9 protein-coding genes are annotated in these 12,187 nt (G+C 39.3%); all 9 read left to right on the top strand.

Features of this window, described 5'->3' with window-relative positions:
• The first annotated feature begins 5 nt into the window (after nucleotides 1-5).
• Complete coding sequence (locus ASE01S_RS03610; protein ID WP_067838507.1) at nucleotides 6-797, top strand: phosphatidate cytidylyltransferase; 792 nt, start codon at nucleotides 6-8, stop codon at nucleotides 795-797.
• An 18-nt stretch (nucleotides 798-815) separates the two neighbouring features.
• Nucleotides 816-1,964 carry a 1-deoxy-D-xylulose-5-phosphate reductoisomerase gene (gene dxr / locus ASE01S_RS03605; protein ID WP_067838501.1) on the top strand — a complete coding sequence of 383 codons (1,149 nt, stop codon included), beginning with the start codon at nucleotides 816-818 and terminating at the stop codon, nucleotides 1,962-1,964.
• A gap of 19 nt (nucleotides 1,965-1,983) precedes the next feature.
• Nucleotides 1,984-3,240: an RIP metalloprotease RseP gene (gene rseP, locus ASE01S_RS03600; RefSeq protein ID WP_067838499.1), complete on the top strand. Its 1,257-nt coding sequence runs from the start codon at nucleotides 1,984-1,986 to the stop codon at nucleotides 3,238-3,240.
• A gap of 216 nt (nucleotides 3,241-3,456) precedes the next feature.
• Complete coding sequence (locus tag ASE01S_RS03595) at nucleotides 3,457-5,157, top strand: proline--tRNA ligase (protein WP_067838497.1); 1,701 nt, start codon at nucleotides 3,457-3,459, stop codon at nucleotides 5,155-5,157.
• Nucleotides 5,158-5,229: 72 nt separating this feature from the next.
• On the top strand, nucleotides 5,230-9,522 hold the full coding sequence (locus ASE01S_RS03590) for a PolC-type DNA polymerase III (RefSeq protein WP_067838494.1): 4,293 nt from the start codon (nucleotides 5,230-5,232) through the stop codon (nucleotides 9,520-9,522).
• A 453-nt stretch (nucleotides 9,523-9,975) separates the two neighbouring features.
• Nucleotides 9,976-10,452, top strand: a complete 477-nt coding sequence (rimP, locus tag ASE01S_RS03585; protein ID WP_067838491.1) for a ribosome maturation factor RimP — start codon at nucleotides 9,976-9,978, stop codon at nucleotides 10,450-10,452.
• A gap of 13 nt (nucleotides 10,453-10,465) precedes the next feature.
• A complete protein-coding gene (nusA, locus tag ASE01S_RS03580; protein ID WP_067838488.1) occupies nucleotides 10,466-11,575 on the top strand; it encodes a transcription termination factor NusA in 1,110 nt (369 codons plus the stop codon).
• Between the two features lie 14 nt (nucleotides 11,576-11,589).
• Complete coding sequence (rnpM, locus tag ASE01S_RS03575; RefSeq protein ID WP_067838485.1) at nucleotides 11,590-11,871, top strand: RNase P modulator RnpM; 282 nt, start codon at nucleotides 11,590-11,592, stop codon at nucleotides 11,869-11,871.
• Nucleotides 11,864-12,169 carry a YlxQ family RNA-binding protein gene (locus ASE01S_RS03570; protein WP_083512006.1) on the top strand — a complete coding sequence of 102 codons (306 nt, stop codon included), beginning with the start codon at nucleotides 11,864-11,866 and terminating at the stop codon, nucleotides 12,167-12,169. The genes rnpM and ASE01S_RS03570 overlap by 8 nt, the downstream gene beginning before the upstream one ends.
• The last annotated feature ends 18 nt before the right edge of the window (nucleotides 12,170-12,187 follow it).

Below are 12,187 nucleotides of genomic sequence, written 5' to 3'. Positions count from 1 at the left end.
CAATTATGAAAACAAGAATTATTACTGCGCTTGTCGCTATATTATTATTTTTTCCATTTGTGTTTATTGGGGGCTGGCCTTTTTATCTTGTCATGTTTTTAATCAGTACAATTGGACTCTATGAGCTGCTTAAAATGCGGAAAATGACTGCCTATCCGATCCCTATGTTAATGACGATGGTCTTACTTTGGACCTTATTGTTACCTGACTATCCATTTATAATCATTGCTTGGTTTCATGCTTATCAGCTTGAAATCATTTTAATGACTGCTTTACTATTGCTAGGATACACGGTATTAGTAAAGAATAAATTTACCTTTGAAGATGCGGGTTTTATGATTTTGTCAGCTATCTACATCGGTTTGGGCTTTCACTATTTTATTGAAACACAGTCAATCGGACTCGAATACATCTTTTATGGTATTGTTGTTATTTTAGCAACAGATACTGGAGCCTATTTCTCAGGTCGTTTTTTTGGTAAACGTAAGTTATGGCCTGAGATTAGCCCAAACAAGACGATAGAAGGTGCTGTTGGAGGTATTTTACTAGCTGTTGTGGTAGGAGTTATTTTTCATCTTATCCACCCTGTCTCCCATTCCCTTATGCTTGTCATTATTGTGTCTGGTCTTGCTAGTATGGTTGGACAAGTTGGCGATTTGGTTGAATCTGCTTTTAAACGGAATTATGCTGTCAAAGACTCAGGATGGATTCTTCCCGGACATGGGGGCATCCTTGATCGGTTTGATAGCTGGTTGTTTGTCTTCCCGTTTTTGCATTTTATTCAATTCGTATCATAAAGTAAAGGGAGTGAGATGTTGAAAAAGATAGCCTTATTAGGTGCAACCGGTTCAATTGGCATTCAAACCATAGAGGTAATTAGAGCTCATCGTGAAGCCTTTGACCTTCATAGTATGGCGTTTGGAACGAATCTTGAAGTCGCACTGCCGTTAATTAAAGAATTTCAACCTCGAAGAATTGCAGTGGCGACAGAGGAGATAAAAGAAGCCTTAGCATCCTATGTTGATCGTGCTAAAATTGTAGTTGGTGTAGCCGGTTTAATTGAGCTCAGTACAGATGACCAAGTTGATCTGGTGGTTAATGCGGTAATGGGAAGGATCGGACTAGAACCAACAATCGAGGCGATTAAAGCTAAAAAGACAATTGCACTCGCGAATAAGGAGACTTTGGTCATAGCGGGGCACCTTGTCATGGCTTTAGCTAAGCAGCATGGTGTCAATATTTTACCCGTAGATAGTGAGCATTCTGCTATATTTCAATGCTTACAAGGTGAAGACACGGCTAAGTTGGAGCGGTTAATTATTACAGCTTCTGGTGGTAGCTTCCGCGATTTAAGTAGGGATCAGTTGCGTAACGTAACGATAGCTGATGCACTTAACCATCCGAACTGGAGCATGGGGGCTAAAATAACAATTGATTCAGCTACCATGATGAATAAAGGGCTCGAAGTCATTGAAGCCCATTGGCTATTTGACATCGAATATGATAAAATTGATGTTATTTTACATAAAGAAAGCACGATTCACTCAATGGTTGAATTTGTTGATCGTAGTGTCATAGCACAGTTGGGTTATGCTGACATGAGAGTTCCGATTCAATATGCACTTTCCTACCCGAATCGACTCCCGCTTAAAAAGGCCAAGTCGCTTAATTTAGTTGAGCTTGGCAAGCTTCATTTTGAGAAAATGGATTTCGATCGTTTCCCTTGTTTAAGAATGGCCTATCATGCTGGGAAAACAGGTGGTTCAATGCCAACGGTATTGAATGCTGCAAATGAACAGGCGGTTGGTTTATTCCTCAAGGAACAAATTCCATTTTTGGACATTGAACGATTAGTTGAGCAAGTAATGGCTGAGCATGATTCCATTGTTGCTCCTGATTTAGCAACCATTCATGCACTTGATGTTGAAATTAGACGTAAAGTTATTGAACACGTAAATTGCTAGTATAAAAGGAGAGAAGCTCGTGAATACGATTATAGCCTTTATTTTAATGTTTGGTCTATTAGTATTTGTTCATGAATTTGGCCACTTTATATTTGCCAAAAAAGCAGGCATGCTTGTTAGAGAATTCGCTATCGGATTTGGCCCCAAAATATTCTCGACTAAAAAAGGAGAGACCCTTTACACAATTCGTATTTTACCAATGGGTGGATATGTTAGAGTTGCGGGAGACGATCCAGAGCTTATCGAATTAAAGCCTGGGCAGCATATTGGTATTACCTTCAATGATAGCAGCAAGGTTAATCAGATTATTATCAATAATAAAGATAAACATCCCACGGCTCAAATTATTGAAGTTGAAAGTGCTGATTTGACCCATGAATTAGTGATAAGAGGGTCGTTGATTGGCGAAGACAATATTCAGAAATTTCAGGTGGCAGAAGATGCAAACTATATGATGAATGAGCTGCCAACTCAGATTGCGCCCTATAATCGTCAATTTGCGGGTAAAACAAAAAGTCAGCGTGCAATGCAATTATTTGCTGGTCCATTAATGAATTTTATCCTAACTGTTGTGCTGTTCTTTTTCTTAGGAGCATTTAATGGTATAACTGTTGATGAAGCTATCATTGGTGAAGTTAGCCTTAATAGTCCTGCCCAAGAAGCAGGTTTTCAAACAGGTGATGAGATAATAGCTATTGAAGGTGAACCTATCTCTAAATGGGTAGAGTTCCAAACCATTGTTAGAGATTATCCTGAGCAGCCACTTAATATGGAGGTAATCAGAAATGGTGAAACGTTGGCACTTACTGTTGTCCCTCGACTAGTTGAACAGCAAGAGCTTAAGTTTGGGCAAATTGGAGTAACACCGCACATTGAAAAATCTTTTATTCGTGCCATTCCCCATAGTTTGAAAGAAACTTATCAATATTCAAAGCTCATTTTAGTCAATTTAGGTATGTTAGTTACAGGACAGTTTTCAGTTGATATGTTATCTGGACCTGTTGGGATCTATGATGCAACAGATCAAATTGTGCAAACAGGCTTTTGGAATTTTATCCACTGGACTGCGGCTTTAAGTGTGAATTTAGGTATTATCAACCTCTTACCTTTACCAGCTTTGGATGGGGGCAGACTTTTATTTGTTGGAATAGAAGCAATCCGACGCAAACCTATTGCGCCAGAGAAGGAAGGCTTAGTTCACTTTGTTGGTTTTGCTTTATTAATGTTACTTATGATTATCGTAACATGGAATGATATTCAACGTTTATTTTTATAAGTTTTAACTTCATTCAGCAGAAGTCTTCCACTACTATGAGTGGTGAGGAATCGCTATTTGTATATCATTCAGCGAAAGGAAAATCCTGGATAAATTAAGGTGAAGCCTTCGGCGGATGCCACAGATTTTTAGCGGAATGTTAGCAAGCGAAGCTCGATAAAATCTGGCGCAAATACGCCAAGGTAGATTTGATATGATTAGAAGGTGGAATTTAAGATGAGACAAAGTAAGACATTAATCCCTACTATGAAAGAAACCCCTGCAGATGCAGAGGCAGCTAGCCATCAATGGTTACTTAGAGCAGGATATATTAGACAAAATTTTTCAGGTGTATACAGCTTTCTTCCTTTAGGAAAGCGTGTTTTACAAAAAATTGAGGCGATTGTTCGCGAAGAAATGGATAAGATCGGAGCTAACGAGGTCTTGCTTCCTGCTCTTCAATCAGCGGATTTATGGCGTGAGTCTGGCAGATGGGACAAAATGGGACCAGAATTAATGCGGTTAAATGATCGACATGAGCGCGACTTTGTCCTTGGACCAACACATGAAGAAGTCGTGACCAGTATCATTCGTGATGAGGTTAAAAGCTATAAAAAGTTACCTTTGACTTTGTATCAAATTCAAACGAAATTTCGAGATGAGCGTAGACCACGTTTTGGACTCCTGAGAGGTCGCGAATTCATTATGAAAGATGCCTATTCGATTCATGATTCGTTTGAAAGCTTGGACCAAAGCTATCAAGATATGTACCAAGCTTATAGTCGTATTTTCACACGGGTTGGGTTAGATTTTAGAGCTGTCATCGCTGATTCGGGAGCAATGGGAGGAAAAGATACCCATGAATTTATGGCATTATCAAAGGTTGGAGAAGATACGATCGCTTTTTCTGATCAATCAGACTATGCAGCCAATATAGAAATGGCTGAAGTATTAGATATTTATCAGCAGTCAACTGAGTCAATGCTACCTTTAACGAAGGTCGATACGCCAAATCAAAAAACGATGAAGGAAGTAGCAGATTATTTAGGACATCGCTTAGAGGAAGGGTTGAAATCATTACTTTTTAAAGTAGATGATCGCTTCGTTTTAACCATTACAAGAGGTGACCATGAAGTTAATGAAATCAAGTTACGGCACTTTTTGCAAGCTGAGTCAGTCGAGCTTGCTACAGAACAAGAGACCATCGATCTACTCGGTGCAGGATTTGGCTCACTTGGTCCAATCAATGCGCCTGATCAAGTGGAGATCATTTGTGACTATGCCGTTCGGGCTGTAGCCAATGTGACTTGTGGTGCCAACGAACAAGGTGTACATTACAAAAACGTTAACCCTACCAGAGATTTTCCAACTGCAACCTATGCCGATCTTCGCTTTATTCAAGAGGGTGACCCGTCTCCAGATGGTCGAGGTACGATTCGTTTTGCTGAAGGAATTGAGATCGGACAAGTCTTTAAGCTCGGAAAGCATTATGCTGAAAAGTTAGGTGCTCAATACTTAAATGATCAAGGTAAGTCCGAAGCTGTCATTATGGGCTGCTATGGTATTGGCGTATCTCGTACAATGGCAGCTGTGGTTGAACAATACCATGATGAGCGCGGAATTACTTGGCCAGCACAAGTTGCACCGTTTCAAGTTCATTTGCTTGTTCTAAATAGCAAAAAGGATGAACAGCGTGAATTAGGTGATAAGTTATATGAAGAACTAAGTAATGCTGGTTTTGAAGTCCTATACGATGATCGACATGAACGTGCGGGAGTTAAATTTGCCGATAGTGATCTTATTGGGATTCCTCATCGTATTACGGTTGGTAAGTTGGCTTCCGAGGGGATTGTTGAATGTAAAGTACGCGCTACAGGTGAACAAATAGAGTGTCATCAATCAAAATTAGTTGATTACTTATCTGATTTATTGAAATAATTTAAAACCCTTGTCTCTTAAGTCGGCAAGGGTTTTGCCACTTCACTATCGAGCGGATATAGGAGGTTAGTGATGAAATTATCTGGGCATGATAAATTAAAGGTATTATTAGATCAGATTAATATAAGTGAGCAAGATCAAGCTCAACACTATAGAAATGGTCAAATTAAAAAACTAGAAGTTTTTAAAAAAGCGAAACGTTGGACATTTTATTTTCAACTTGAGAAGCCTTTACCCATTCAACAATATCGTCTTTTAAAATTAAATTTAAGCAAATCTTTTGAAGAAATTGCCACGGTTGGATTTGTAATAGACTGTATTGACCAAACTATTAATGAAGAAGACGTAGCTGGATACTGGCGTGAATTTATTGAATCAGAACCAGGGATTTCTCCAGCACATCAAACATGGCTTATAGAACAGCAGCCAACAGTTAAAGATCGTAAATTGATCCTGAAAGCTAGAAATGAGACAGAGGCTACGATCTTAAAGAGTCGTCTAATTAGTACGTATCAATCCTTCTGTGTAAAAGCAGGGATTTCGTCTTGGCCATTAGAGTTTATTGTGGAGTCCATTGAATCAGATTTAGAGAAATTCCGAGAGCAAAAGGCGTTGGAGGATAAGCTGCTAGTTAAAAAAGCAATCGAAGAAAAGCAAGAGCGGACAAATAAAGGTGAACAAGAAAAATCTAATGAACCATTAATTTTGGGCTACCCAATTAAAGAAGACCCTGTTCAAATGAAAGATATTCTTGAAGAGGAACGCAAAGTTGTTTTGCAAGGCTATCTTTTTGATGCGGAGATTCGAGAACTACGGTCAGGTCGGCACTTATTAATTGCAAAAGTAACAGATTATACCGACTCCTTCTCTTTGAAAATGTTTTCAAAGGGTGATCAGGATCAAGAAAAATTCAAGGCTGTCAAAAAGGGCATGTGGGTTAAAGTTCGCGGCAGTATTCAAACCGATACGTTTTCAAACGAGTTGACCATGATGATGACCGACCTTAATGAGATTAAGGCAAAGCTAAAGCAAGATACAGCATTAGAAGAAGAAAAGCGCGTCGAGTTACATAGTCACTCAACGATGAGCCAAATGGATGCCGTCGTATCCGTATCTAAATTAGTGGAGCGGGCCGCGCAATGGGGACATAAAGCCATTGCAATAACCGACCATGCTGTTGCTCAAGCGTACCCGGAAGCCCATGCAGCAAGTCAAAAGCATGGGATAAAAATGATTTATGGCGTAGAAATTAATCTTGTTGATGATGGTGTACCGATTGCTTATAATGAAGCAGATATTGATCTGAAAGAGGCCACTTATATCGTTTTTGATGTGGAAACAACAGGGCTTTCAGCTGTTTATGATACTATTATTGAGCTTGCAGCTGTAAAAGTAAAAAACGGGGATATTATTGATCGTTTTGAGCGTTTTGCTAATCCACACCATCCGTTATCGCAAACGACCATTGACTTAACCGGCATTACAGATGATATGGTAAAGGATGCCCCAGAGGTTGAAGAGGTTTTAGCAGATTTTAAGAAATGGATTGGTGACGACGTACTTGTTGCCCACAATGCAAGCTTTGATATGGGGTTTATTAACCAAGGTTTTGAAAAGCATGGCATGAAGCAAGTCTATAACCCTGTCATCGATACACTAGAGTTAGGTCGATTTATATTACCTCAACTAAAAAGTCATCGTTTGAATATCTTATGTAAGCATTATAATATTGAGCTTACCCAGCATCACCGTGCCATTTATGATGCGGAAGCAACGGGTTATTTACTATGGAAGCTAATTATGGAGGCGAAAGAAAAAGGTATTGTTAACCATAACCAGTTAAATCTACACATGGGAGAAGGTAACGCTTATCAGAGAGCACGTCCTTATCACGCTACGCTGTTAGCTCAAAATGAACAAGGACTTAAGAACATCTTTAAACTGATTTCAATTGCACATGTTGATTATTTTTATCGTGTTCCTCGCATACCTAGGTCTAAACTCACGGCTCATCGGGAAGGTATTTTAGTAGGGAGTGCTTGTGACAAAGGTGAAGTATTTGAAACGATGATGCAAAAGTCAGCAGATGAAGCTGAAAAAGTTGCTGCTTTCTATGACTATATTGAAGTCCAGCCACCAGCAAATTATTTACCATTGATTGAACGGGAGCTTGTTCAAAATGAGGCACAAATCTATGATATTATTGGTAATTTAGTAGAGTTAGCTGACCGCCTTAATAAACCGTGTGTCGCTACGGGAAATGTTCATTATTTAGATGAACAAGATAAAGCCTATCGAAAAATTTTAGTTAAATCACAAAATGGGAATCCACTTAGTCGGCAAACCTTACCAGACGTCCCATTCCGAACAACCGATGAAATGCTAGCTTGCTTTGACTTTTTGGGAGAAGAAAAAGCTAAGGAAATAGTAGTGACACAGACACAAGCGATTGCAGATCAAATTGAACCAGTTAGTCCAATTAAAAAAGACCTCTATACCCCGAATATTGAAGGAGCAGACCAAGAGATTCGGGATATGAGTTATGCTTATGCTCGTAATATCTATGGTGATGATTTGCCCGAACTCGTCGTTGAGCGGATGGAGAAGGAATTAAAAAGTATTATTGGCCATGGCTTCGCTGTTATTTATCTGATTTCACATAAATTGGTTAAAAAGTCGTTAGATGATGGATATTTAGTTGGATCACGTGGTTCAGTTGGCTCATCATTAATTGCGACCTTTACTGAAATAACAGAAGTGAATCCATTACCGCCACATTACGTGTGTCCAAACTGTAAGCATAATGAATTTTTCACAAATGGCCAGTTTGGAAGTGGTTATGATTTACCTGATAAGACATGTCCGAAATGTGGCACTGCCTATCATAAAGACGGACAAGATATTCCTTTTGAGACCTTTCTAGGCTTTAAAGGGGATAAAGTACCAGATATTGACTTGAACTTTTCAGGGGCATATCAACCTGTTGCCCATAACTATACAAAAGTTTTGTTTGGTGAGGACAAAGTTTATCGAGCCGGTACGATTGGTACCGTTGCCGAGAAGACTGCCTATGGCTATGTTAAAGGGTATGCTAGTGATCACGGACTCCATCTGAAAAATGCTGAAGTCGATCGCCTTGTTCAAGGGTGTACGGGAGTAAAACGAACAACCGGCCAGCACCCTGGTGGTATTATTGTTGTACCAGATGATATGGATATATATGATTTTACCCCGATTCAATACCCAGCAGATGATCGAAATTCTGAATGGCGTACCACCCATTTTGACTTTCACTCGATCCATGATAATTTGCTTAAATTAGATATACTTGGACACGATGATCCAACCATGATTAGAATGCTACAGGATTTAAGTGGGATGGATCCGATGACCATTCCGACTGATGATGAAGAAGTCATGAAGATATTCTCTTCTCCAGAAGTACTTGGTGTCACACCTGAGCAAATTATGTGTGAAACGGGTACTCTAGGTGTACCGGAATTTGGTACACGATTTGTTCGTCAAATGTTAGAGGATACCAAGCCAAAGACATTTGCTGAATTAGTTATTATTTCCGGTCTATCGCATGGGACCGATGTTTGGTTAGGCAATGCTCAAGAGCTGATCAATGAAGGGATTTGCCAGCTTCCTGATGTAATTGGATGTCGAGATGATATTATGGTCTATTTAATGCATAAGGGGCTCGAGGCTTCTCTAGCTTTTAAAATTATGGAATCGGTACGTAAAGGTAAAGGGCTGCAAGATGAATGGATAGTTGAAATGAAAAAACATGATGTTCCAGACTGGTACATTGATTCATGTAAGAAAATTAAATATATGTTCCCAAAAGCACATGCTTCCGCCTATGTCTTAATGGCAATTCGGATTGCCTATTTTAAAGTTCATCATCCACTGCTGTTTTATGCTGCATACTTTACTGTGAGAGCAAGTGACTTTGAGCTCGATACGATGATTAAAGGATCGAGTGCGATTCGTCAGCGAATTGAGGATATTTACAAGAAAGGTAACGATGCTTCACCAAAAGAAAAAAGCTTAGTGGTTGTTCTTGAACTTGCTTTAGAGATGAATGAGCGCGGTTATTCATTTGGTAAGGTTGATTTATACCGTTCCAGTGCGACAGATTTTCTTGTTGATGGTAACAGTCTCATTCCACCGTTTAATGCCATTGATGGCTTAGGTACGAATGCAGCTGTAAATATAGTGAAAGCACGTGAACAAGGTGAATTTTTATCTAAAGAAGATTTGCGTGAAAGAAGCCGTATATCAAAAACGGTCTTAGAATATCTTGATAACCATGGTTGCTTAGCTGGGATGGAAGAGAAGAATCAATTATCGCTATTTTGATTGTGACTAAGCTTGCCTAGATGGGATAAATATGTTAGAATGATGTTAGTTTTGAATCGACTGGTATTTTTGGAAAGAGTGGGGTAACCCACTCTTTCTTACAGCTTGTTCGGTTTTCGTGCTTATTTCAATGTCGACTGCTTTGTCCCTTGCCGCTTGGCAAGGGATTTATCATTGTCCGACCTATTCATGCGGAGCTGGATTGGTCTTCAGTTTGCTTTTATTTATTTGGTAAAGTATTCTAGACTTAAATCAAATTCGCCTTGGGTATCCACCAGAGGCTTTAACTTTATTCAGCCGGGATTTGAACCCCTACTGAATGGGATAATAATAGGTACTCATCTCAAGTGGCAGACTTCTGCTGAATGAAGTTAAAATCACGATAAAGTCTAAAACTAAATGAAAGAATATTGATGTGCTGAGTCAGTCAATTGATTTCAAAGGAGGGAAAATATGAGTGCAAGTGTAACTGAGCAAACGGAAAAATTAGTTCAACCTATTTTAACAGATATGAATCTAGAATTAGTTGAAGTTGAATTCACAAAAGAAGGGAAAAACTGGTTTTTGCGTGTGTTTATCGATAAACCTGGCGGTGTAGACATCGAAGAGTGTGAACGAGTATCAGAGCAATTGAGTGAACGCTTAGATGACAGTGATCCTATTTCAACACCTTACTACTTAGAAGTATCTTCACCTGGTGCAGAACGCCCATTAAAAAAACCGGCAGATTTTCATGCACATATCGGACATCATGTCTATGTCAAGCTTTACCAGCCTATTGATGGTGCCAAAGAATATGAAGGCATATTAGTTTCATTTGATGAAAATGAGCAGGCAAAATTAGAAATTAAAGATAAAGCACGTACCAAATACGTTGAAATACCGTTCAAAAAAATGGCTAAGGCTCGATTAGCGGTATCATTTAATTAAAGGGGGAAGTATTGTGAGTAAGGAGCTTTTTGATGCCATTCATTATTTAAGTAAAGAAAAAGGCATTGATAAGGATATATTAATTGAAGCTTTAGAAGCTGCGCTTATCTCGGCTTATAAAAAGAATTTTAAATCAGCAACCAATGTCCGTGTAGATTTAAATGAGGAAACGGGCAGTATGCATGTATTTTCACGTAAGGAAATAGTCGATCAGGTTGAAGATAGTCAACAACAGCTTCATATTGATGCAGCAAAAGAAATCAATCCTAATTATGAATTGGGCGATGTTGTTGAGGTAGAGGTAACACCAAGAGACTTTGGCCGAATTGCTGCCCAAGCAGCGAAGCAGGTCGTTACACAGCGTGTCCGAGAAGCTGAGCGTAGTGTCATCTTTAGTGAATATATCGATCGAGAAGAAGATATTATGAACGGTATTATTCAACGGGTTGACCCACGATTTGTTTACATCGATTTAGGTAAAGTTGAAGCTAAATTAGCAGAATCAGAGCAAATGCCAACAGAAAGCTACCAAGTGCATGATCGGATTAAAGTATTTGTTACAAAAGTGGAAAATACAAGCAAAGGCCCACAAATCTTTGTTTCACGTTCTCACCCAGGTTTATTGAAACGATTATTTGAGACAGAGGTCCCTGAAATATATGATGGGACAGTCGAAATTCGATCTGTAGCTCGGGAGGCTGGAGATCGCTCGAAAATTTCTGTATATGCCCGTGATCCTGAAGTGGATCCTGTGGGTTCATGTGTAGGTCAAAAGGGTCAGCGTGTCCAAACCGTTGTAGATGAGTTGAAGGGTGAAAAAATAGACATCGTCGAATATTCTGATGATCCAGTTGTTTATGTCTCTAATGCTCTAAGCCCGTCTAAAGTTACAAAGGTTATTGTAAATGAAGAACAAAAAGCAACCACGGTGATTGTACCAGACAATCAGCTTTCCCTAGCGATCGGAAAACGAGGTCAAAATGCACGTCTGGCCGCTAAGCTAACAGGTTGGAAAATAGACATAAAAAGTGAGTCAGACGCAAGTGAATTAAACCTTTTATCTGACCAACCAGAACAGGAATACGAACCATTGTTTGATGCGGATGAAGATTTATTTGATTAAGGAGGAGCTTGACGATGCCTAAGAAGAATAAAAAAATTCCGCTTAGAAAGTGTATTGTGACACAAGAAATGAAACCGAAGCAATCATTAATTCGTATTGTGAGAACGAAAGAAGGAGACGTCTTTGTTGATCCTTCTGGTAAGAAAAATGGACGTGGCGCTTATGTATCGAATGATTTATCCGTTGTTGATGAGGCAGAAAAAAAACAAGTCATCGAACGGCACTTTCAAACAAAGCAAACTGCTGACTTGTACCAGAATTTAAGACGTGTAATTAAAGGTGAAGACATTGAGTAACGAGCAAAAATATTTGAATATGATCGGTTTAGCGGCAAGAGCTCGCAAACTATCTGTTGGAGAGGATCAAATCTTAAAGGATATCAAGCGCGGACAGGCAAAGCTTGTCTTGTTAGCTGAGGATATTGGTTTTCAAACAGGGAAGAAACTAACAGATAAATGTCGATATTACAAGGTACCCTACCGTTCCATAACAGATCGGCAGGCTCTATCTCATGCTATCGGTAAATCGGGACGAGTGGCAGTAGCCATTACGGACCAAGGATTTGCTCAAAAGATTTGCTCATTACTCGATTAAATATTATTCGGGGGTGAC

Source organism: Amphibacillus sediminis NBRC 103570 (genome assembly GCF_001552275.1).
Lineage (GTDB): Bacteria > Bacillota > Bacilli > Bacillales > Amphibacillaceae > Amphibacillus_B > Amphibacillus_B sediminis.
The sequence above is the reverse complement of the archived record's forward strand: the minus strand, read 5'-3'. Positions and strand labels throughout refer to the sequence as shown.

Bases quoted from the DNA above. Each gene is read 5' to 3' on its own strand.
- ASE01S_RS03610 (WP_067838507.1), top strand. From the start codon at position 6: ATGAAAACAAGAATTATTACTGCGCTTGTCGCTATATTATTATTTTTT.
- ASE01S_RS03595 (WP_067838497.1), top strand. From the start codon at position 3,457: ATGAGACAAAGTAAGACATTAATCCCTACTATGAAAGAAACCCCTGCA.
- ASE01S_RS03590 (WP_067838494.1), top strand. From the start codon at position 5,230: ATGAAATTATCTGGGCATGATAAATTAAAGGTATTATTAGATCAGATT.
- rimP (WP_067838491.1), top strand. From the start codon at position 9,976: ATGAGTGCAAGTGTAACTGAGCAAACGGAAAAATTAGTTCAACCTATT.
- rnpM (WP_067838485.1), top strand. From the start codon at position 11,590: ATGCCTAAGAAGAATAAAAAAATTCCGCTTAGAAAGTGTATTGTGACA.